This window comes from Nostoc sp. DedQUE08 (genome assembly GCF_034530895.1).
Lineage (GTDB): Bacteria > Cyanobacteriota > Cyanobacteriia > Cyanobacteriales > Nostocaceae > Nostoc.
The window spans coordinates 91,688-114,010 of sequence record NZ_JAVRCD010000014.1; the positions used below are offsets into that span (position 1 = coordinate 91,688).

The window sequence follows — 22,323 nt, forward strand, 5'->3', positions numbered from 1 at the left end:
CAGATTAACGCAGACTTAAAGCACTTTCAAATCGCTAAAATGGATGTTTGCTTATAGAACAATTTCGTCATATCCAACCAAATATTACCATAATTCTTTATATGTATGCTAAAAGTTTATGAAAGCTATATCAAACGACACTTTAAACACTTTTGCACCCAAAAACCTCTATACTAGACTAGACTTTGATAAATTTGAGAGTTTTGTTAATTGCAACACCAAAAACTATCAATTTTTAGATGAAATACTAGCGTATCTTATAGTCTATAGTTTTTAAAGTTTAGTCAAAACTATATCCAGTATCATCAAAAAACTGGAAACTTCATGTGGTGCAAAAATCAAGTGGGGAGTGAAAACATGAATTTACGTAGAGATGCATTGCAAATCCTCAAAGAAACTAGCCGAACTTTTTATATTCCAATTAGTGTTTTACCGCCAGGATTGCAAGAAGCAGTAGCATCAGCATATTTGTGTATGCGTGCTATTGATGAAATTGAAGATCATCCCGAACTAGATAACGCTACTAAAGCAAAGCTGTTAAGAACGATTAGCTTGACATTACAGGCAGGAGTTGATGGCTTTGCGGTAGATGCTTTCTTTGCAGGATTTAGTGGGTATGAGAATTCATTAGAAGAAGTCACTTTGAGGATTAGAGAATGGTCACTGCTAGCACCAGACACCATTGCACCTCGAATTTGGGATGCCACTGCTGCAATGGCAGACCGGATGGCTTATTGGGCAGAAAAAAACTGGAAAATTTATACAGAATCTGATTTAGATCGTTATACCTTTGGAGTTGCAGGTGCAGTGGGACTGTTACTTTCTGACTTATGGACTTGGTATGATGGAACACAAACGAACCGTACCCAGGCGATTGGGTTTGGTCGCGGTTTACAAGCAGTTAATATCCTGCGTAACCATACTGAAGATTTGGGGCGTGGGGTAGAATTCTTCCCAGAAGGTTGGAGTGCAGAAAATATGCAAGACTATGCCCGACGCAATCTAGCCCTGGCAGAAGCTTATATCAAAGACCTTCCTACCGGGCCAGCCTTAGATTTTTGTCAAATCCCCTTCACTTTGGCAAACGGCACTCTTGACGCCCTTGCTAATGGTAAAGAGAAACTCAGCCGCAGTGATGTTTTTGCACTTATCGAACAGCTGATTAGTGTGAACATGAAAGCTAGCTAATAATCTCTTAAGGACTAATGAAGATGATTCTAAATTGCCTCCAAATTTGGGCATCCAAAATTCTACAGCGACTTTCTGTAGGGTAGCCAGTGCGGTTTTCTCCCTTGGCGTTAGGTTAGCCTCTCCCTTTAGGAGGAAGGGGAGACGCTAAAAGCAATAGCGCAGCGTAAAGCCTTCTCTTCTCCCAAAGGGAGACGCTACACGTAGCTTGCTTCCACAAAGTGGTACGAGAGGCTTGTCTGCGGCCCGCACTCGCGTTAGCCAACGGCATAGCAACTCTTAGAGAGGCTGCGCCAATGCTTAGAGCGAGTCCGCGAGCGTCTGGGGTTTCCCCAAATTAGTAACTGGTGTTAGGCACTGCCCTTCAATACCTTTTAATACCAATTTTCCCATACAAAAACCAGATTAAAGCTGATTTTCTGAATGGGATAATAGCGCGATGAACGCCACAAGCCTTGAGAGAGCGTTATTAGGAATTACGAATTGCTAGAAAATAGCATAAACAGTATTTGCCAATGTAAGTATAATAAATAATCTTGTTTAGCGATCGCTTTAGGTAATCTCAGTTAAACTTTAGGAACTCTTCAAAGGATTTCCAGCAAAAATTACCTGGCAAGAGTTGATTAATGTCTAAATAATTGGAAGGGAGTATAACACTCCCCGTGATTATTCGTGCAGCGAGTTGAGAGTGCATGAGCTACTGCTTAAATCCTACCTGTTCCAATCCAGAAAATTTGGTATATAGCCAAAGGTGTCAGTCTTGTGGCTCGCAACTACTGTTGCGCGATCGTTATCAGGCAATCCAACCATTAGGTCAGGGTGGCTTTGGAGCGACCTTCCTAGCCAACGATCGAGGCTTACCAGGAGAACCGAGTTGCGTAATCAAACAATTACGCCCATCAGGAAGCGCCCCACACGTTTTACAGATGGCCAGAGAACTCTTTGAACGAGAAGCCAAAACTCTAGGTAAGATTGGCAATCATCCCCAAGTGCCAAGATTGTTAGACTATTTTGAAGATAGTGAGCAATTCTACTTAGTTCAAGAATATATCAGTGGTGACACCTTGCAAGAGGAGGTCAAACTTAACGGCATCTTGAGCGAAACCGGAGTCAAGCAATTTTTGAGCGAGATTTTGCCACTGTTGCAATACATCCACGATCAAAAGGTGATTCACCGTGATATTAAGCCAGCCAACTTAATCCGCCGCACTCAAGATGCCAGAATGGTACTCATCGACTTTGGTGCCGTCAAGAACCAAATTAGCCAAAGTGCGACAGGCCCATCAGGACAGACAGCATTAACTGCGTATGCTATTGGTACTCCTGGTTTTGCACCTCCAGAGCAAATGGCTATGCGTCCAGTCTACGCCAGTGATATTTATGCACTAGGTGTGACATGCATTTATTTACTGACTAGCAAAACTCCTAAAGATTTAGATTACAATCCCAACACTGGCGAGATGATGTGGGAGCAGCTTGTGCAAGTGAGCGATCACTTAGGCAATGTGTTGCGAAGAATGTTAGAGGTGTCTGTACGTAATCGCTATCAGTCAGCGGCAGAAGTTCTCAGAGCATTGGAAATAGAACCATACTTAGATAGTTTAGCAAAGGGTTTGCTGACTAAATCTGATAATCGATCTAAAGAGCGAACATATAACCACCTGGAAAATTCTGCTGTTTTATGTAACAACCCTGCTGCTACCAACACTGGAGTGGCACAGGTAGCGGCAGCGATTCGTGCTAGACGAGCCAAGGCAGCGGAAGCTGCGGGATTACACCAGGGTTCTGGGATGGCCAAATCAACGACTTTCAGTAGCAACAGCAATGGTTCACAAAGTCAAAATTCTAAAGTTGGGCGGAAGTTAGATACCCAAGGTTTATTAACAGCTTATCTGAAGGGAAGACGAGATTTTGCCTTACACAATTTAAATTTGCTAAATCTGCAAGGTGCTGATTTATCTCAAACAAATTTCCATTCTGCTCAATTACAAAAAACCAATCTTCAGGGAGCAAATCTTCACAATAGTGACTTTGGCAGAGCCAGTCTAACTCGAGCAAATCTTAAGGATGCTAATTTAAGCAAAGCATACTTTAACCATGCTGATTTAGAAGGAGCAGACCTGCGAGGCGCAGACCTTAGTAATGCTTATCTCAGCAATGCTAACCTCCGAGGAGCAAATCTGTGTGGTGCTAATCTCACCAGTGCCAAAATTTCTGATGAGCAGCTAGCACTAGCAAAAACTAATTGGATGACTGTGCGTCCCAATGGAAAACGAGGCCTGTTGTGATTTTAAAATGTCAACTACCCCGATTTATAGACGGATAGAATTTCCTAATTCATCGGGAATAGCCTCTTTTGTCGCCCTATTTCTATGCGAATCTTCTCCTATATTAGGTTTTAGATTATCCTGACGGATGAATCCTTTTTCTTAAAATCAATTATTTGAGATTAGCAGAATAGCCTTAACCCCCTGCTTTTAAGCTCTCCGTTTTTATTAACAATTTTAAAACACTTATTTTATCAGCATCATAATGCTGAAATTTTCTTATATATGGGAAAATTAGCCCTGATTATTCTCGATAAAACTTAGATTTATTCAAAATCGAACAAATATGTATAATGTTTAGGTTGATCGATGACTATCACTCTCACGAATATTAATAAATATCCAAATATCTAGCAAAAATACGTAGATATTTGTTATTTCTTCATGAAATCTTTATGATTTTTATCTGTTACAAATAACAAATGATTATTTACAATAAACAATAAAGCATCATGATAATTTTCTAAAGGTATTTATATGCTTTTTCTGGCTATAAATAACAGAGAATCCCAAACCTAAAATTTGTAAATAAAATAGCACGATCCTAAACCACTAAATTTTTCAGATGGTAGTAAAAAGCAAAAAATCAATTATCCCTGATTGTCGGCTGGAGATGTATATTACAACTGAAATCAGGTAGTATAAGGTTTACGTATAATGACTGACTTTGCACAAACGGAAATAGAACGGCGATTAACTTTATATCAAGTATTCCTCAAGGTGTATGAACACCACAGCAGCCTTCTAGATGAAATTCTTCAGCTAGAAAACCTATCTCAACCGTCGTTGAGGAGAGTCAAGGCGGGTTACGTACATGGCGTAGTGGATAGTGCTGCTGTTTATTTGATGACTAACTTGGGCGACAATCAGACTCAGAGTTTACGACAGCCACAACAAATCTGGACGATAGGTCGTAATCGCACCAGTGGTATTTGCATTGCTGACAATCATCTGTCTCGTCGCCACGCTGCTATTCAGCATATTGACGAGCAAGGCTTTTACTTAATTGATTTCAACAGTACCAATGGCTCGTTTGTGAATAGTAATCGCGTTGTTAGGCCGATTAAGCTTAAAGACGGCGATCGCATCCGTCTAGGAAATATGACTTTTGATTTTTTTGTGACTTCTACCTACCGCGTTCTGCCAACTGTTGCAATCGATTTATTGATGCAGCTTGTGCATCGAAGGAATAATCATACAGTGGATATACTTAGTTATTCCCAGAATAGACAAAAACCTCTAATTGAAAAACCAGATTCTAATTTAGAGGCTTTCAGAAATTTCGGAATAGTTGAGAAGCTTGAAAATTTTTATGACAACTTCAGTTCAGAACAGAAATCAGAAATTTTAGACCGCCTGTTTACCACACAATTACCGTCTAATCCCAACCAGCTAAAAAATTGGAACTTCTAACTGTTTTCAATTGCTTCGGGAGTGCTGTTAGCGGTAGCCTGATATTTAGTCTGTTAGTCTGTGCTGAGAAGGTAAGGTTTGCTGAGGCAGACAAATAGTGAAAGTTAAAAGGAAACTCGTCAAAATATATAAAAAAAATTAAGAATGTGATTAAATATCATAGCAATCATTTTGGAGTGGCGTCTCTAGCTCACAATAAAAAGAAAGCGATTCAGGAATTGAGTGAGTAAGTTATGCTCTATCCTGGGAACAGGAAGATACTCAAGGTCTACCAGGAGTAACAACAAGAGTAGTGATAGTGATTTACTCCGGTTATGTAGCTCACCGCTATGCGTCTAGGGCAAAAAAACCCCCAGTGGGTGTTAACCTACTAGGGGAGTTAGTTATCAGGGTGCATCTACCAATTAAGTGTTCTCAGGTTGAAGACCATACTCCGGATAAATTTGGACAAAGGTCAGTTATTTTTTAAATAAAAAAACCCCCAGTGGGTGTTAGCCTACTAGGGGAGTGAGTTATCAGGGTGCATCTACCAATAATCTTTTCTAGGGGCAGCTAGCATCTTCCGGGAAAAATGAACTAAATCAGAGGCGATGGCGATGTCTATAACAGGCTGTAACGTTCGTACCTCTATGGAGAAGCAAGGTACGCGTAGCATCTCTAAGAGGAAAAGACTCGCTAACATTTCTCTACGAAACGCAAATGCGTCTCGCTATTGGTAACGCAAGTAGTAGAAAAAACTCCCAGTGGATGTTAACCTATCAGGGGAGTGAGTTATCAGAGTCAGTTATTTTTTTAATAAAAAAACCCCCAGTGGGTGTTAACCTACTAGGAGAGTGAGTTATCAGGGTGCATCTACCAATAATCTTTTCTAGGGGCAGCTAGCATCTTCCGGGAAAAATGAACTAAATCAGAGGCGATGTCTACAATAATGGGCTGTAAAGCTCGTACCTCTATGGAAAAGGAGGAAAAGACTCGCTAATATTTCTTTACGAAACGCAAATGCGTCTCGCTATTGGTAACGCAAGTAGTAGAAAAAACTCCCAGTGGATGTTAACCTATCAGGGGAGTGAGTTATCAGAGTCAGTTATTTTTTTAATAAAAAAACCCCCAGTGGGTGTTAACCTACTAGGAGAGTGAGTTATCAGGGTGCATCTACCAATAATCTTTTCTAGGGGCAGATAGCATCTTCCGGGAAAAATGAACTAAATCAGAGTTGATGTCTACGATGGGCTGTAAAGCTCGTACCTCTATGGAAAAGCAAGCTACGCGTAGCATCTTTGAGAGGAAAAGACTCGCTTACATTTCTCTACGAGAGGCATTTGCGATCGCTATCAGTGATGCAATTAAAAAAAACCCCCAGTGGGTGTTAACCAACCAGGGGAGTGAGTTATCAGGGTGCATCTACCAATAATCTTTTCTAAAATAAATGGGTCGCTACCGGATAAATTAGCAGAAGTTGAAGTTGTTACTGTTTGTCGATGGAAGAAAAACCTTAGAGGGGTTAGTTATCAGGACAGACCTACCAATTAAACGATCGGTGCGCTGCTTTACAAAATGGGTGTTTCAGGGTTAATCAATAGGACTCAATTTTCATAAAAAAACCCCCCAGTGGGCGTTAGCCAACCAGGGGAGCTAGTTATCAGGGTGCATCTACCACTTAAATGTTCTAGGTTTAACCACCATGCTCCGGATAAATTTATGAGAAAATTGATTGTTATCGTGTCTCAAAAAAACCAAAGTGGATATTAACTCAATTAGGGGAGTTAAAGATCGAGGGACATCCATCTATTAATCAAGTATTCTAGGATTAAGCACTATTTTCTGGTAGAGAATATCTGCGTCAGAAGTTGCTGTTGTTTGCCAAAAATAAAAAAACCCCCAGTGGGTGTTAGCCAACTAGGGGAGTTGAAGATCAAGGTGCATCTACCAATTAAGTGTTCTAGACCCAGGTAATCCGATCCGGATAAAGTTGTAAAGGCAGAAAAACCAAAACGACACCGAATCAGAAACATTCAGGGGCAGGATGCATCTAAATTATCAGAGGAAGCGAAAAATCGACTTGAAACTTTCGCGTTTCAAACCAGATTTAGGAGGCGGACAGGAGAAACTGTGACCCAGGAATTCCACATTTCGGTAACTCCTGTAGGGCAAAATGACTACTTGGTGCGGACGGAACAAGTCGCGCCTGGGGTACCATTGGCAGAAGAATTGGTGACTTGGCCTATAGCTGATTGGTTGATGGCTGCTGGGCATTTGATGAATGACCCGTTGAATTCGGTGTTGCAAGGAGATCCATTTACCTCTGGCGGGCATGAAAGTGATATTGCCAGAAACTCTGTGAATTTGGTGGCGTTGGGTCAACAATTTTATAACGCCCTATTTCAAGGCACTCTCAGAGATAGTTGGATTACTGCCCAAGGTATTGCTCAGAACCATCAACAAGTACTACGCTTACGCTTGGGGCTAAAAGACACTAGATTAGCTCGTTTGCCTTGGGAAGTGATGCACGCAGGCGATCGCCCTCTGGCCACTGGGCCTTATGTGGCTTTTTCTCGCTTCCAAAGTGGAATTTTGGGGGCTTCTCCTTTGCGGTCGCAAAATATGCCCACACCACCAGAACAAGGTGGTGTCAGAGTCTTGATGGTAATTGCTTCTCCCTCAGATCAAGTCCGTCTTGACTTACAGAAACAAGAAGCAATTAAACTGCAAGCGGAACTTCACCGTCAAACGTCACGACTTGGTGAAAGTCGGAATCGTTTCCCAGAAATTGAACTTACTGTCTTAGACCAACCAGGACGGGAAGAACTGACGCAAGCCCTAGAACAAGGTAGATATCACGTTCTCCATTACTCCGGTCATAGTAACTTAGGCGCAAATGGCGGAGAAATTTATCTTGTTAGTCGCAGAACTGGCTTAACGGAAATCTTAACTGGGGACGATTTGGCAGGTTTGCTTGTCAACAATAATATCCAAATGGCAGTGTTTAATTCCTGCTTGGGGGCATACACAGCAGCGTCTAATCCCTCTGGAGATACTGGCGAACGAAACTTAGCAGAAAGTCTGGTGAAGCGCGGAATTAGAAGCGTTTTGGCGATGTCAGAAAGGATTCCTGATGAAGTGGCGTTGACGCTCACACAATTGTTTTACCGCAATTTAAGTCAGGGATATCCAGTAGATTTGTGTGTAAGTCGGGTGCGCCAAGGATTAATTTCTGCTTATGGTTCTCACCAGATGTACTGGGCATTACCGATTTTATATCTCCAGCCAGAATTTGACGGTTTTTTAAGTCAGGAAGCTGAGGTATCTACAAGTACAGATTCGCTGAATCAGTATAGTTCGCCTTTAGGGGTAACTTCCATGATGTACCCTGGTATACCTGATGATAGCGAGATGCCTTTAGGAATGGAAGATATGATTCCTAGTGGTTTGACGCGGGATTCTGGGTTGGACTGGCTAGGTGAAGATACTTGGGGCGATCTGGTTGATGAAATTGAGTATGATGACCCAAGCTATGAAGAAGATTCTGCGATCGTTTCGGATTTGTTTCGTCAGCTAGATAACCAAAAACCTGCAACTGAACCGGATCGACAAATTAGCGAAAATAGTCTTCACCAAAGCCAGATTTCAGAGGAAACGACTTCCTCAGAAGAGTCAGCAGATTTGTGGGGAGAAGTTCCAGCACCGCCACCTCCAACTCCTGGGAACCTTGAGGAAAATTGGCAAAAGTCTAATTTTTCGCAATCGCAACCACCCCCGTCAAGAAATCGTACCCGTCGCCGCAAGTTGTGGCCGATTGTGGGTGTTGTGGGGATCGGTGCGATCGCTGCTGCGATCGGTTTAAATTGGTGGCAAAATCGCCCCCAAGCACTGCCTAAAATACCAGAAATTCCCGCCCAGTCTCTACCTGATTCTCGACCGATTCAAAAGCAGCCGAATATCGATTTAGGAATAGAAGCAACTGGAATTGTCACCGCTACTGCTACGGAAAAATTGAGTCAGGGTGACTTGCAAGGTGGGTTATTGGCTGTAGAAGAACTACTGAATCGCGGCGCACTGGCTGCGGCTGAAACTTCCTTAAAACTAATTCCTAGTAAACAAGCTGACGATCCATCTGTGAATTTTTACAAGGGGCGATTGGCGTGGCAGTCGATCCAAACTGGAGACAATAACTATAGCGTTGATGATGCCCGTCGTTATTGGGAAACTGCTGCCAAAGCTAAACCCGAATCGCTTTTATATAATAACGCTTTGGGATTTGCCTACTACACAGAAGGCAATCTGAATCGCGCCAATGATGCTTGGTTCAAGGCTTTGAATTTAGCTCTCAAAGAACAGAACACAAATTCAACATCCAGAAATACAACAGTTCCTCAAGATGCTTTAACTTCTTATGCTGGTTTAGCTCTTGGATTGTATAAATCTGCACTTAGTCAATCTAATGGAAAGCAGACGCAATATTTGAATGAAGCGATCAAATTGCGGCAAACGGTTCTCAAGTCCGATCGAGAAAATTTCCAGGTAGATAAATTAGCTAAAAATTGGCTGTGGACGGAGAAGGCGATTGAAGATTGGCGATCGCTCCTTCAAGAAAAAGGCGAAGAACAGTAATCAGTTGGTGCGTGTAAATATTTTTCGTTGGGATCAGGCAAGAGGCAGGAGGGAAGAAGGTTTTAGCAACGCTAATGCTAAAACCTATATGGGGTTTCAGCTTCCCTAATAGGGATTTTGATGAATTGCAATGATTATTGGAAGCTCCCAGCGATGGCTCTGGAGCGTTTCAATCCCTAATAGGGATTTTGATGAATTGCAATTATACTCACATCCTCTTGGCTAGAAACTGTCTCGTTTCAATCCCTAATAGGGATTTTGATGAATTGCAATCAAATAATCACAGACCCATTAAGCTTTGAGGATGCGTTTCAATCCCTAATAGGGATTTTGATGAATTGCAATAATGTCTCTTAATCCAGAAGCATAACAGCCTGGGGTTTCAATCCCTAATAGGGATTTTGATGAATTGCAATCCTCAAGTTGATGAATACGAGCGTTTGTTGCTTAAGTTTCAATCCCTAATAGGGATTTTGATGAATTGCAATAGCAGCAGTTACAGCGTTGCCTACAGCCGTTTCTGTTTCAATCCCTAATAGGGATTTTGATGAATTGCAATAAATGTCTTGGGATAAACCTGATATACAACTAATCATTGTTTCAATCCCTAATAGGGATTTTGATGAATTGCAATACTTGATTTCCCCCCTAGACCCCCCTCAAGAAATGTTTCAATCCCTAATAGGGATTTTGATGAATTGCAATGATTGAAGGTTTGGTGTTTGAGGGTGGCAGAGACGTTTCAATCCCTAATAGGGATTTTGATGAATTGCAATCAAATGTTGTACATGGAAGTTTGAAATAAACATTAAGTTTCAATCCCTAATAGGGATTTTGATGAATTGCAATAAGTCCACCCAAGTTTTACTACGTCTTCATGAGTAGTTTCAATCCCTAATAGGGATTTTGATGAATTGCAATAACAGTTGATGTCCGTTTTGTAGCAAAAGGGTAAGTTTCAATCCCTAATAGGGATTTTGATGAATTGCAATCCGATGCTTTCAAGTGGCGAATCATCCACAGCGTTTCAATCCCTAATAGGGATTTTGATGAATTGCAATGTCGCGGGTCATGTAAGCCCGCGACATCATTGCTGCGTTTCAATCCCTAATAGGGATTTTGATGAATTGCAATAGCCTACTCTCCCAAGGGGGAAAAGCAGGCTACAGGTTTCAATCCCTAATAGGGATTTTGATGAATTGCAATACCAGGGCAAGTTATATCCACAGCCAAATCAGCCCGTTTCAATCCCTAATAGGGATTTTGATGAATTGCAATTTGAGGATATTGAGGATATTGTAAAGATGGATCTGTTTCAATCCCTAATAGGGATTTTGATGAATTGCAATTCGGTATTTTGTTATGGCAAACTGTCATCGGCATTGAGGTTTCAATCCCTAATAGGGATTTTGATGAATTGCAATATGGATTAAATGTAGTTAAAACTGTTGCTACTGGGTTTCAATCCCTAATAGGGATTTTGATGAATTGCAATAGCGGGAGCCTGAAAGCCAAGCTGTATTTAGTTTTCAAGGTGCGGTTGCGCGATTCTGGAGCAATCATAGCATTAGAAAATTCCTTTGGGAAGAGTGCTGGGAAAAGTTAAAGGCTGACATCCTAGTTTTTGTAAGCATTTCAGAGATTGCGCGGATGATAATTGGGTGATGATTGGGGTGAAATGCTTACTGGTATTGACATAGAAGCACTTTTTTGTGGCTGTGGAATTTGTACACCTACCCATTCGCGCATTTGACATACAGTAACTCTATGAGAGATACGATCGCTAAAAATAATCTAATGGTGATGGGGGGCGCGATCGCTGCCTTCGGAGTCAGAAATCTCAATCTTTAATATGCTTATAGCCTCCCACATCACACACAACAACACTTGTAATTTTAGTCTTGAGACTCCTCAGAGATAGATTCTGATTCGGTTTCAAGTTCTTCTGTTTTAACTTTGGGGGTTGGAGGTTTAACCGGTTTTGGGCCACGCGCTAGTGCAGGATTCACCGGTGGTCTGCTTTCATCCCTAGATGACGAGCCTTTTTTCCCTTTGTCAGACGAGCGGTCGCGGTTCGGTTTTGAGCTTTTGGGGTTAGATTCAATCGGGGTTACAGAATCCGAATTTTCGGAATTGCTGTCAGTGTTTGCTTGAGCCTGACGTTCCGATTTCTTAATTGGACGTTCTACCATTGTTGATTTTTGTAAATTTATCTGTATGGTACATCGGTTTGGTGACTATCAGACTGTTGAGTAGCATTTTTAAAGATTTTATTGTGGGAATTTCTGAGTAGCTGTGGAGAGTTGTTTTGACAAAAAAGCAGCCAACAAACTTTATTAATTAACTCACTAAATTAAAATATGGGTACGTTATCCATAGCTAAACGCACCCAACAACTATTAAACAAAATCAGGTCGTGCCTGTTGCCTTGATTTGAACTTTTCCTCTAGAACTGCCCAATTTTCTTGCTCAATTAAGTTAGTCAACTCATCAAGGCTTTGACGATATTGTTGTAGCGATCGCAGCAATGCTTGACGATTATACCGCGCCATCATTACGCCCAACTCTGGATTCCCGCCACCCACACGACTGGTATCCCGAAAACCCGAACTAGCTAACTTTTGGGCTAATTGTAAAACATCGGGGTCAGTTTCGCTCAAACAAGCAGCAATCAACGAGGAACTAACCATCACCGGTAAATGGGAAATCCAACTCACAGCGCGGTCGTGTTGCTCTGGTTGACAAAAATAGATGTTAGCTCCGAGCGATCGCACAATTTCTTCTACAACTGTAATTGCATTAGTTGGTGTTGTCGTTATCGGTGTTAATACATAAGGTTTATCAACAAATAAATCTCGCTGTGCAGCTTCTATCCCACTATCTGTTCTGCCCGCCATTGGATGACCGCCGATAAAATTTTTCCAAAGGGGAGTAATATCCTTGACTATCTGTGCTTTCGCCGAACCTACATCAGTGACGACTGTAGCCGTAGGCAAATGAGCGACTAACTGTTCAAATTGGGGCACAATAAGGGCTAGAGGTGTACAAATAAATACAACTTCTGCGGCTGCTAATAGGCTCAGATCGACTGATGCTCGATCGACACTGCCCAAGGTAACTGCCTTTTGACAGGTTGCTTCACGGCGACTAACTCCTAAGATATGATGTCCTTGCGATCGCAAATCAAAACCCAAAGATCCGCCTATCAGTCCCAATCCTAAAATTCCAATATTCATTTTTGATTTTGACATTCCGTTTTTTATGACTTTACCAACTATTAAAGTTGGCATCCAAGGGGTAGCATCAATGACTGTAGAGGAATTACTGGAACAATACGCAGCAGGAGTCTTAAACTTTAGTGGTGTTGACCTCCCAGAAGCAAACCTGAGTGGAGTGAAACTCAGTGGTGTAAATCTGAGCGATGCTAATTTGAGTATAGTCAACCTGAGTGGCGCGAATCTGAGTGAAGCTAACTTGAGCAATGTCAAGCTGAATGTAGCTAGACTGAGTGGTGCAAATCTATGCAGCGCCATCCTTAATAACGCCAGTCTCAACGTCGCTAATTTGATTCGAGCGGATTTAAGTCGCGCTCAACTGAGAGGAGCTTCATTAATCCGCACCGAGTTAGTTCGCGCTGACCTCAGTCGCGCTGATTTGTTAGAGGCCGATCTCACCAGTGCTGATTTGCGAGAAGCAACACTCCGCCAAGCGAATCTCCGTCACGCTAACTTGAGTGAGGCGATCTTGAGAGGTGCTTCTTTAACTGGAGCCAACTTGGAGATGGCTAACTTAAACGCCAGCGATCTCAGTCGTTCTGACTTGAGCGGTGCAAATTTGCGAGATGCCGAACTCAGACAAGCCAATCTCAGCCATGCTAACTTGAGCGGGGCTGATTTGAGTGGTGCAAATCTCCGGTGGGCTGATTTGAGCGGCGCAAATCTTCGGTGGGCAGATTTAAGCGGCGCAAAATTGAGCGGGGCTGATTTAATTGGCGCAGATTTAAGCAATGCCAATTTAACAAATACAAGTTTAGTCCACGCTAATTTAACTCAGGCAAAATTAATTAGAGCAGAATGGATCGGTGCTGACTTAACAGGAGCAACTTTGACAGGAGCCAAGCTTTATGCCACTTCCAGATTTGGCTTAAAAACCGAAGGCATAGTTTGTGAATGGGTCGATCTTAGCCCAAATGGCGATCGCTCCATTGTCCAAAATTTCCATTCTGAAGAGTCACGAGATTTTTTTAACGAAACACCGCCAACAATTCGGATTATTGTTGATGCAGCTCTAGAACATGAAGCTAATTTTGCGATCGCTGGCGCTTACTACCAAATTGCTCAAGAATATCGAGGGTTGAAACAACCTCCAAGCATCGAAAGTGGTCGTCGCCGGACTATTTTCACCTTTCATGTAGATAGCGACGAAGCGTTATTTCCCACTGCTTACATTGTCATTCTTCCCTTTCTAGATGCGGCATCTACTCAAAAAAATATTTCCAGTATAGTGGAAATGATTAACAGTGAAGTTATTGCAAAGCAAGACTTAAAATCGCCTCAGATAGTGAAACAATTAAATACTCTTTTTGAACAAGCTATGAATCAGGCTACAACAATTAAACAGATGAAAAAAAATATCGAAGTAGCCGCAAAATTAAATTTTTGTAAAGCCCCAACCCAAATAGTTTTAACGAATTCCAGTGCCCACACTTTGATTGTTTATGACCATCCCAACTTTGGAAAAAGATTTATTAATCGCTCTGCTCTTAATGCTTCAGCTTATGATATGTCTAGTGATTCAACAAAAAATATATTACCTTCATTAGATATTATTATAGATTTTGTTAAAGGATTTCATTATATTAATCATTAGTTATGGGACATTGGGCATTGAACTAATGACCAATGACCAATGACCAATGACAAATGACCAATGACCAATGACAAATGACAAATGACAAAATTTTGGAGGAAAAAATGAGCAATCTTTTTAATAAAATGATCGGTCGAACTCGCTATGTCGTGTTTCGCCTATTTCTGCACTTAGGGGGAGGTGAAGTAGCGCCAATTTTGGGAGTGTTAAATAGTGCAGGACGGGATGCGATCGATGCCGATGGCGACTTAGAAGTTTTAGGAGAAGGATTGGTAGAAATCAGCCAAACCCTGCTGCAATACGATGAATATTGGCTTTCTGCTGCTAACGAAGGTGACGTATTTTTTAATGAGGGCGAAGCGGGAGATTACGTGAATGAATTATTTACTGACTCTGCCGAAAGATATCTTAGCGAACCAGATTACGCTTCCAATGGATCGAATGAACCTTTATCTATACCTGTAACCCGCAACGTCATTGTGATGATTACAGTAGCTTATGAAGGAGAAGTGCCAGATTTGGAAACCGATCTTTCTAACGTTCAGGCGCTCAAGGAAGGATTGAAAGCATTGATAAATTTGCATTATAAACATAGATTAAAGGCAATTCAAGTGCATTTCTCTCCAGCACAGTTGGGCGATGAACTCACTAGCGATCAACTGCTGCAATATTACCCAGAATTGATTCCTTTGTAATCTGTTGGGTAGTCCGTACTTACTACTTAGATGATAAATTGTTAAGCTCAGAGATAGGACAATAATCCAATGATCATGACCATAGTACGTAAATTTACAGCCGTTTTTTTAGCTCTGAGTTTGTGTATCACAACTGTTGCTTGTGGTGGCGAGAACCAAAGTACTCCTCCAGCTAAGAACGTTAGCCAAACCTCTACTAACACCAAGCTGAGTGATGGTGAGTATCAAATACAACAAGCTACTTATGACGATGCAACTGGTGAATACAGCTTGTTTTTACTTAACAATAATCCTCCAACCTTTGCAACCGAAAATTTGCAAATGGCACGGTTAACTGATGATGAAATCAAGCAGGGTAAAAAAACCTATCTGAAGGTAGATAAAGGACAACCCATTTTATATCTGACGGAAGATTTTAAAATTGAGTACGTCCACAACGTTACCGAGAATAAAACCAATCCCCAAACAGGACAACAAGAGACGGTTGTAGTCCGTCGAGAAAATAATTTTTGGGCACCATTTGCTGGGTCTGTAGCTGGTAGCTTGGCCGGTCAGGCAATTGGTAGTATGTTGTTTAGACCCCAGTATTATGTACCCCCTGTCTATCAATCAGGGCAAGGATTAAGTGGCTTTGGTGGATATGGCGGAAGCTATGGCCAAGCAGTTCAAAGTTACCAAACTCGCTATAATACGCAACCCGCAGCCGTGAGAAATCGCACTGCGTTCCGCAATACAGGGACAATTAGAAGGTCATATCCTGGAAATTCAAATGTACGCAATGTACCGCGTAGCACTACAGGTAATAACCGTCCTTCTGGTTCTGGTTTTGGTGGTAGCACCTTGCAACCCTCTGGCAGAGTCACTTCACCCAGACGCAATTCTGGCAGTGGTTTTGGTAGTGGGCGTAGTTCAGCACCTCGTCGCTCAACTGGTTTTGGCAGCAGACGCCGTTAATCAATTCCAAGTTTAATAAATAGACTGCCTAACAAGTTAAGGTAGTTGTGCATAAAGAAGCCGGAGGGTAACAAGTCAATCCTCCGGCTTCTCTTTAATATCTATACAATTTGTGAGGAGGAATTATTAATTATTCGGTTAAATAATATGAAATACTAAATATAAATATTGCTAAGAGAACAGGAATAATTTTACTAAAGTCTATGCGCTTTTGTTGAACCATTTCTAAACAAGACATCGGAATCATCAAAGGCCAGAAGATAGCTGTTACCACAAACATCACAACCGATAAAAATTTATCATCGGGAGTAGAAGTGGGATGACGCAGGGAAAATATTAACCAATTGCTTAAAAAATAGCATGACATTAACAAGTAACTAATAGTTAAAGTGAGTTGTATCTGATTCACTATGAGTACTCCTGATGTTATGTGAACTTCACTATAGCCTTTCCTGCTCTAGTGAGGTATACTATGAGCCTCAATAGTGGATTTTAAATTAGTAGAAATGAAGGGATATTTACTAAGTCGTTAGAGGTTGTTTGAAAAGTGGTTGGCTGTGATTTTAGGCACTAACCGATCCCCCCTAGCCCCCCTTAAAAAGGGGGAACCGAAATCAAAGTCCCCCTTAAAAAGGGGGATTTAGGGGGATCTAGAACGTTTTGTTACCGATAAAAAAACTTTTCAAACATCCTCTTAGACGTAAATCAATTAAAGTTTGTAATAAGGACTTTAGTCCTGATAATCCTTGTTTTCTGTTTAATAATGCCTATCTATTTAGGAATGTTAACTATCAATATCGCTATGTAAACAAGGATCAAATCAATAAAAATTATATTAACTATGAACCATATATTGATTTTATACCCTCTTGACTTAAAGTATAATACAATAGCCCTGTCGATTATTCCCACAGTTCCCGATGTATTAATTAAATAATTCGCAAGCATTGCCCAGGCGTAAACAAAACCATTTCCTCGTTGCTCGATTGGCGTTGTTAAGTGATTATAATACTCAGAAACAACAAAAGTTCCAAAACAAATAGCATAACCTATTAGCCACTTGCTGTTCGGCATAATCTGAGCAATAAAAAAAGGGATAATTATGGCTAATATAAAAATCAAGATAAGAGAATCCAACATTTCCGATTTTTTCCTTTTTTACAACATATAGAAAAATTGCATACCGAACTATACAATTTATGTCAAACTTATTCTTCTGGTCGTAAGGTATAGTTAACCATTTTTGAATAATTCTTTTAAATTTTGGATGATGAATATTCACTATCATTATCCAAAACTTAAAATTCGGTCAAGTTATTAAAGCAATAATTAAGCTGTCTTAAAAAATCGAATGATTTCGCGGACATGATCGAGAAATTGCCCATCGGTAGAAAGTTGCGCGATCGCATTTCTGGCTTCTCTTGCCAAACGCTCATGTTCTGTTTGATTTGTCGCCCGTAATTCTTCCAAGTTAGCCGCAATCCGAGCTAAATCTCTGCGAGTTTCTTCGGCAAAACGTTGTTGAGTTGCGGATAAGGAATAGGGTTGTTCGGGATTAAGCTGATCTTCCAAAGACTGGATTTTTTGTTCCAATATAGAGAAGCGATCGCGCAGTTCAAAAATATCTTCGCGCGGATACTTCCATTCTTGGCGAATCATCGCTAACCGCGCATATAAATACTCGTAAGCGCGAATCGCAGGACGCAGAATTGTTAATAATAAAGCTGCACCAGAACTTATATATCCAACTGTACTAATACCAGTGACAGCAAGAGTATAAAGACCAACAGCTGAGAATAAGTGTAAAGCAATAGCAACCCAGAGCGATCGCTTTGCCAATACTGTGACATACTTCACTTGTTTCTCATCAACTGGAATGCCTTTCTCAGTTGATTGTGCTGCTTCTGCTAAGACTTCTTTGGCTTGAAAATGCACATTCCACGGTACGGTGACAATTACCAACAGCCACCAAAAACTAGCACCACCAATTACCCAATCAAGAAAGTTACCTGTAGGTATGTGCAACCATTGCAGTAAGCCAAAAGCCACCAGCACCGGAACCACAATTCCAATAATGGAACTGATGAAAAAGTTGATATACATCTTACCCTGTCTCCGATGAAACTATCACCTCGATTATGGCTAGTGGTTCTCAATTATACAAATATATTTGTGATGGTTTTTCTAGTTGCACATAATAAAAGAATGGAATACTGCTTTGTAGAGTTTCAAGTAGATGATTGCAAAAGATTCAATGCTCTTTGTGAAGTTTTCAACGAAATTAAAAAAGATAAAGACAACGATTTTTGGCGTAATGAAGAAGATTGGCTAATTTTTTTTGATCGCAAAGCATTATCACATTTTTGGTGGCCTAGTGAAGAGGAAGAGACTGAATATTACCGTCGCTGGTTTGCAACACCTGTGGAACAGAGGTGGACAGATCCTAGCCTCGAAACTCCTTGGGACTTTTATTCTATGTTTGATGCTTTTCAAAATGGTGAATATCAATTAATTGCTTGTAGAATGCTTTCTGTTGACAGAGCTAGACTGGAGTTTGACCCCTTTGGCCATCCCTATGGCGGAACTGGTGCAATACAGGCGTTAATTGAATCCTTCGATTTTGTAATTCTTGCAGAAGATGACGGTATAGAATACACAAAATTTAACCTGTAGTTTGGGAAAAGAGTGAGGTAATTCAAACGTTTCCCCGTCATTATTGGATGAGATAACTGCGCCAAATTGATTGAGTATCTTTACTACCTTTTTCTGGAATTAGCGATCGCCAAGTTTTACCTTCTTGCTGAATTTGCAGGTAAACATCAAAGGGTTGTTTTGGTTGCGTCAAACGTCGTTTTGGTAGCTTGAGAATCAAGTCGTAGGTTCCCCGAACGTGGAAAGCTGGTAAATTTTCAATCGTCAGGGGTTGTTCCTGGGTAATTGATAACCGCTTGATTTCAAATCCTTGAAAATCTAAATCCAACTGTTGGCTAAGTTTTTGTTGAGTTTGTTCTAGCCCAAGTGCGATCGCTTTTTGCACTAAATCGCTAGTTGGTAGCAGTCCAATACTGCCACAAGCTGTCACTAGCACCAGCAATATTGCTGTCAAAACTAACCGCACCATGTTATTCCTGAGATTCCACTTATCAGCGATAGTATAACTGTAGTTTCTCTCAATTCTCCGATCTATCATGCCAAAACAGTCTATAGGTCTTGATAACCAACTTTACAATTATCTTTTATCTGTTTCGCTACGAGAACCAGAAATTCTTGGGAAGTTGCGCCAAGAAACTGCCAATCATCCCCGGAGTGGAATGCAGATTTCACCAGAACAAGGGCAATTTATGAGTCTTCTGGTGCAGTTAATTGGAGCGAAAAAAACCCTAGAAGTTGGAGTATTTACGGGTTATAGCTCACTTTCTGTAGCTTTGGCACTACCGCCTGATGGCAAGATTATCGCTTGTGATGTGAGTGAAGAATTTACTGCGATCGCCCGCAGATATTGGCAAGAAGCCGGAGTTGCCGATAAAATCGATTTACGATTAGCACCAGCTTTGGAAACTTTAGATAAGTTATTAGCAACTGGACAAGCCGAAACTTTTGATTTTGCCTTTATTGATGCTGATAAAGAAAATTATGATGGATATTATGAGCGATCGCTGCAATTAGTTCGTCCAGGTGGATTAATTGCGATCGATAATGTTTTATGGTCTGGACAAGTAGCTGATAAGCAAAATCAAGATGAAAGCACCCAAGCAATCCGGGCGCTAAACGAAAAGTTACATCATGACGAACGAGTTACCCTCTCCCTTGTCCCCATCGCCGATGGACTTACTTTAGCAATCAAGCGACCTTAATACAGCAAGAGCGCACAACTAACTGTGCGCCCTTATTGCATGTTCTACTTCTATTTACCTGAAGTTATAGCCAATTCCTAACTGTAGTCCTACATCAGTATCATCTACAAAAGCAGCATTTACACCACCTGTTAGCGTAAGTCTAGAACCGAGAGGAATGTCTACACCACCTGTTAGTAGTAATCCAATATCAGTATCAGCATTAGCTTCAATTGCTACACCAGCACCGATGTAAGGAGATATAGCAAAGGTTCTTTCACCCACTGAACCTGCTCTGCGGGGAGAAAAATCTAAAGTCACGGGAACTAGAAATATTGTATCGTCCCCGAAGATTACCGATGGTCGCACTGATATATTGTTTGTCAGACCAAGTTTGCTGATCACTGTAAAGTTAGTGTCGCTCAGAGCTGTATCATCGCCGCTCAAACCAATGTTACCACCAACTCCGATATAGCTTCTGCCACCACGAGTACTTCTACCTACGTTAACATCAGGTGTCCCATTTCCTGTTGGTGGCTGATTTAACTGACTGATGTTAACGTCAGGCGGAATCAGGACTTGGTTAATTGCATGGATAACACCATTGCTAGCTTTCACGTCCGCCTGGAGAACTCTGGCATTATTCACCGAGACTTGACTGTTAGCGGAATCGATTTTAATATTTACAGGTCTTCCTTCATCTGTTGTCAATTCCCCTGCTGAGAGTTGACTAGAAGTTACCGCACCGGGAACCACGTGATATCTCAAAATCTTAACTAACGCTTCTCTGTTTTCTGGTTGCTCTAACTGTTGTAAGGTAGCAGCAGGTAAAGCAGCAAATGCGTCATTGGTGGGAGCAAAGACTGTATAAGGGCCTGGCTGTTGAAGAATATCTGCTAAACCGGCTGTCTTTAATAAAGAAGTCAGAGTTGTAAAAGAACTACTGGATGACGCTAGAGCAACAATATCAGTACCGGCAGGAGTTCCAGCTACAACGTACTGACTAGCTGGAAGATTGCTAGCAATGGGTTGCGCCCGTCCTTGTTTAACTAAAGCTTGATATAAAAGTGCTGCTGCTTCAGCACGAGTCAAAGACTGTTGCGGATTGAGTTGTTTTACATCTGGGTAGTTGACAACAAGATTACTTACTGTCGCTGCTGCAACACTGCCAACAGCATACTCTGGGATAGCTGAGGCATCGTTGTAGTAAGTAGTGAGAGTACTTGTATCGCCACCAGTTAAACCTAAGCCACTACTTAAAGCAACGATCCCCTGCACTCTAGGAATTTCTTGATTTGGTCTAAACACGTTCCCAGGATAGCCTGCCAAAAATCCAGTTTCGTAAGCGTTTTGAATTGCAGCAGCGGCCCAGTAGTTAGCAGGAACATCACTAAATCCACCTGCACTTAATTGCCGGACTCGGTTTTGGTTACTGAAAGCTTTTTGAATCAAAGCAGCAAATTCCGCACGAGTCACAGGCTGATTTGGTCTATAAGTGCCATCAGGAAAGCCACTAATCACGTTATTCTCAGCTAGGGCTTGAATGAAGGGACGCGCCCAATAATCTGAGGAAACATCAGACAGGTTAACTGTTGACGTAGGCGATGGTGTCGCAGGTGATGGTGTTGCAGGTGATGGTGTATCAGGTGATGGTGTCGTAGATGGAACAGGGGTTTGAGATGAAGCTGGGGCAGAAATTATGATGGGGGTTATTGTAGCAGCTGTCATTCCCAGAACTAGCAAAGCAACCTTTGTTGATGACCAACGAGACAAACTAGACATGGAAATATCCTCTTTTCAATTTCTTGGGTTGACTATATGGAAAATACTGGATGCAAGGTTAAGTGAATACAAATATCTAGATGATTATTTGGTTCGCCTCGACATGAAAACCAGAAATGAAACCTGTTAGCTCTGGAAAATTAATACGCTGGACATTATGAGTAGCTGCTCTGATATCTCATAACGTTTATCCTCATGTGCACCACACATAGTATCGAATTCCTATTTTTTTTTAAGAACCGCAGAGTACACTAAAAATAAGCATGGCTCCTGTGGTAATATAATATGTCGCAACAATAAAGAGAATTAATGCAAGTAGGCGATTTTATTCAGTTCTAAAATTGCAGTCAAGCAGTAAAATAATTGGCCTTTAATAGCCGTCTCTTTATAATTGCCGAGGAGGGTTAATGCCGTTAAACTCAATGTATCATGATCTTTAGCAAGATTTAAGAAATAAAATCAATCTTGGCGATATGGTGTATTGTTAATCTTTTATTGTGATTATACAACTAACTCAGGGCTGGATTTTGAAGAAAAACTTTCACTCTTTAGATAGTTGTCCTTGATGGTAAATTTTCAAATACTAGACGGGAAATTAGCGATCGCAATCCAAAATTTCGAGCCTGATTGCGCCAAGATTTTTGGCTAAGAATT

Annotated in this window: 17 protein-coding genes and 1 CRISPR repeat array; of the genes, 10 read left to right on the plus strand and 7 right to left on the minus strand. The window is 41.2% G+C overall.

Annotated features, from left to right (window positions below):
- Window positions 1-357 precede the first annotated feature (357 nt).
- From RMY64_RS11980 to hetF, 5 genes are all read left to right on the plus strand, one after another.
- Window positions 358-1,188: a phytoene/squalene synthase family protein gene (locus RMY64_RS11980; protein WP_322670866.1), complete on the plus strand. Its 831-nt coding sequence runs from the start codon at window positions 358-360 to the stop codon at window positions 1,186-1,188.
- 692 nt (window positions 1,189-1,880) lie between these two features.
- The gene (locus RMY64_RS11985; RefSeq protein WP_322670867.1) at window positions 1,881-3,476 is read left to right on the plus strand and encodes a serine/threonine-protein kinase; all 1,596 of its coding nucleotides are present in this window, start codon (window positions 1,881-1,883) and stop codon (window positions 3,474-3,476) included.
- 696 nt (window positions 3,477-4,172) lie between these two features.
- A complete protein-coding gene (locus tag RMY64_RS11990) occupies window positions 4,173-4,928 on the plus strand; it encodes an FHA domain-containing protein (RefSeq protein ID WP_322670868.1) in 756 nt (251 codons plus the stop codon).
- Between the two features lie 1,249 nt (window positions 4,929-6,177).
- A complete protein-coding gene (locus tag RMY64_RS11995) occupies window positions 6,178-6,339 on the plus strand; it encodes a hypothetical protein (RefSeq protein ID WP_322700160.1) in 162 nt (53 codons plus the stop codon).
- Window positions 6,340-7,037: 698 nt separating this feature from the next.
- A complete protein-coding gene (gene hetF, locus RMY64_RS12000; protein ID WP_322700161.1) occupies window positions 7,038-9,536 on the plus strand; it encodes a cell division protein HetF in 2,499 nt (832 codons plus the stop codon).
- A gap of 95 nt (window positions 9,537-9,631) precedes the next feature.
- Window positions 9,632-11,031: direct repeats of the CRISPR family, unit length 37 nt; unit sequence GTTTCAATCCCTAATAGGGATTTTGATGAATTGCAAT.
- 400 nt (window positions 11,032-11,431) lie between these two features.
- On the opposite strand, the gene RMY64_RS12005 is transcribed toward hetF, so the two are convergent.
- Window positions 11,432-11,728, minus strand: coding sequence for a hypothetical protein (locus RMY64_RS12005; protein WP_322670870.1), 297 nt, complete (start codon window positions 11,726-11,728; stop codon window positions 11,432-11,434).
- 207 nt (window positions 11,729-11,935) lie between these two features.
- Window positions 11,936-12,772 carry a prephenate/arogenate dehydrogenase gene (locus tag RMY64_RS12010; protein ID WP_322700179.1) on the minus strand — a complete coding sequence of 279 codons (837 nt, stop codon included), beginning with the start codon at window positions 12,770-12,772 and terminating at the stop codon, window positions 11,936-11,938.
- A gap of 70 nt (window positions 12,773-12,842) precedes the next feature.
- Between RMY64_RS12010 and RMY64_RS12015 the strand changes: the two genes are divergently transcribed.
- From RMY64_RS12015 to RMY64_RS12025, 3 genes are all read left to right on the plus strand, one after another.
- Window positions 12,843-14,405, plus strand: coding sequence for a pentapeptide repeat-containing protein (locus RMY64_RS12015; protein ID WP_322700180.1), 1,563 nt, complete (start codon window positions 12,843-12,845; stop codon window positions 14,403-14,405).
- Window positions 14,406-14,509: 104 nt separating this feature from the next.
- Window positions 14,510-15,100 (plus strand): DUF1517 domain-containing protein, encoded by a 591-nt coding sequence (locus RMY64_RS12020; protein ID WP_322670996.1) that lies wholly within the window; start codon window positions 14,510-14,512, stop codon window positions 15,098-15,100.
- Between the two features lie 69 nt (window positions 15,101-15,169).
- Window positions 15,170-16,054, plus strand: a complete 885-nt coding sequence (locus RMY64_RS12025) for a hypothetical protein (protein ID WP_322670871.1) — start codon at window positions 15,170-15,172, stop codon at window positions 16,052-16,054.
- Window positions 16,055-16,184: 130 nt separating this feature from the next.
- Here the strand turns inward: RMY64_RS12025 and RMY64_RS12030 are convergent, their stop codons facing one another.
- The 3 genes from RMY64_RS12030 to RMY64_RS12040 form a co-directional block, all read right to left on the minus strand.
- Window positions 16,185-16,463 carry a hypothetical protein gene (locus tag RMY64_RS12030; protein ID WP_322700162.1) on the minus strand — a complete coding sequence of 93 codons (279 nt, stop codon included), beginning with the start codon at window positions 16,461-16,463 and terminating at the stop codon, window positions 16,185-16,187.
- Window positions 16,464-16,825: 362 nt separating this feature from the next.
- Window positions 16,826-17,194 carry a hypothetical protein gene (locus RMY64_RS12035; protein WP_322700163.1) on the minus strand — a complete coding sequence of 123 codons (369 nt, stop codon included), beginning with the start codon at window positions 17,192-17,194 and terminating at the stop codon, window positions 16,826-16,828.
- Between the two features lie 189 nt (window positions 17,195-17,383).
- Window positions 17,384-18,157 (minus strand): hypothetical protein, encoded by a 774-nt coding sequence (locus RMY64_RS12040; RefSeq protein ID WP_322700164.1) that lies wholly within the window; start codon window positions 18,155-18,157, stop codon window positions 17,384-17,386.
- Between the two features lie 102 nt (window positions 18,158-18,259).
- Between RMY64_RS12040 and RMY64_RS12045 the strand changes: the two genes are divergently transcribed.
- Window positions 18,260-18,727: a hypothetical protein gene (locus tag RMY64_RS12045; RefSeq protein WP_322700165.1), complete on the plus strand. Its 468-nt coding sequence runs from the start codon at window positions 18,260-18,262 to the stop codon at window positions 18,725-18,727.
- A gap of 40 nt (window positions 18,728-18,767) precedes the next feature.
- Here the strand turns inward: RMY64_RS12045 and RMY64_RS12050 are convergent, their stop codons facing one another.
- On the minus strand, window positions 18,768-19,175 hold the full coding sequence (locus RMY64_RS12050; protein WP_322700181.1) for a hypothetical protein: 408 nt from the start codon (window positions 19,173-19,175) through the stop codon (window positions 18,768-18,770).
- 67 nt (window positions 19,176-19,242) lie between these two features.
- Here RMY64_RS12050 and RMY64_RS12055 point away from each other — a divergent pair, with 67 nt between their 5' ends.
- Window positions 19,243-19,908, plus strand: a complete 666-nt coding sequence (locus RMY64_RS12055) for an O-methyltransferase (protein ID WP_322700166.1) — start codon at window positions 19,243-19,245, stop codon at window positions 19,906-19,908.
- A gap of 54 nt (window positions 19,909-19,962) precedes the next feature.
- On the opposite strand, the gene RMY64_RS12060 is transcribed toward RMY64_RS12055, so the two are convergent.
- Window positions 19,963-21,669 carry a fasciclin domain-containing protein gene (locus tag RMY64_RS12060; protein WP_322670877.1) on the minus strand — a complete coding sequence of 569 codons (1,707 nt, stop codon included), beginning with the start codon at window positions 21,667-21,669 and terminating at the stop codon, window positions 19,963-19,965.
- Between the last annotated feature and the right edge of the window lie 654 nt (window positions 21,670-22,323).

Coding starts and splice junctions, on each gene's coding strand:
- RMY64_RS11980 (WP_322670866.1), top strand. CDS start 358: ATGAATTTACGTAGAGATGCATTGCAAATCCTCAAAGAAACTAGCCGA.
- RMY64_RS11985 (WP_322670867.1), top strand. CDS start 1,881: ATGAGCTACTGCTTAAATCCTACCTGTTCCAATCCAGAAAATTTGGTA.
- RMY64_RS11990 (WP_322670868.1), top strand. CDS start 4,173: ATGACTGACTTTGCACAAACGGAAATAGAACGGCGATTAACTTTATAT.
- RMY64_RS11995 (WP_322700160.1), top strand. CDS start 6,178: ATGGAAAAGCAAGCTACGCGTAGCATCTTTGAGAGGAAAAGACTCGCT.
- RMY64_RS12005 (WP_322670870.1), bottom strand. CDS start 11,728: ATGGTAGAACGTCCAATTAAGAAATCGGAACGTCAGGCTCAAGCAAAC.
- RMY64_RS12010 (WP_322700179.1), bottom strand. CDS start 12,772: ATGAATATTGGAATTTTAGGATTGGGACTGATAGGCGGATCTTTGGGT.
- RMY64_RS12015 (WP_322700180.1), top strand. CDS start 12,843: ATGACTGTAGAGGAATTACTGGAACAATACGCAGCAGGAGTCTTAAAC.
- RMY64_RS12020 (WP_322670996.1), top strand. CDS start 14,510: ATGAGCAATCTTTTTAATAAAATGATCGGTCGAACTCGCTATGTCGTG.
- RMY64_RS12025 (WP_322670871.1), top strand. CDS start 15,170: ATGATCATGACCATAGTACGTAAATTTACAGCCGTTTTTTTAGCTCTG.
- RMY64_RS12035 (WP_322700163.1), bottom strand. CDS start 17,194: ATGTTGGATTCTCTTATCTTGATTTTTATATTAGCCATAATTATCCCT.
- RMY64_RS12040 (WP_322700164.1), bottom strand. CDS start 18,157: ATGTATATCAACTTTTTCATCAGTTCCATTATTGGAATTGTGGTTCCG.
- RMY64_RS12045 (WP_322700165.1), top strand. CDS start 18,260: ATGGAATACTGCTTTGTAGAGTTTCAAGTAGATGATTGCAAAAGATTC.
- RMY64_RS12050 (WP_322700181.1), bottom strand. CDS start 19,175: ATGGTGCGGTTAGTTTTGACAGCAATATTGCTGGTGCTAGTGACAGCT.
- RMY64_RS12055 (WP_322700166.1), top strand. CDS start 19,243: ATGCCAAAACAGTCTATAGGTCTTGATAACCAACTTTACAATTATCTT.
- RMY64_RS12060 (WP_322670877.1), bottom strand. CDS start 21,669: ATGTCTAGTTTGTCTCGTTGGTCATCAACAAAGGTTGCTTTGCTAGTT.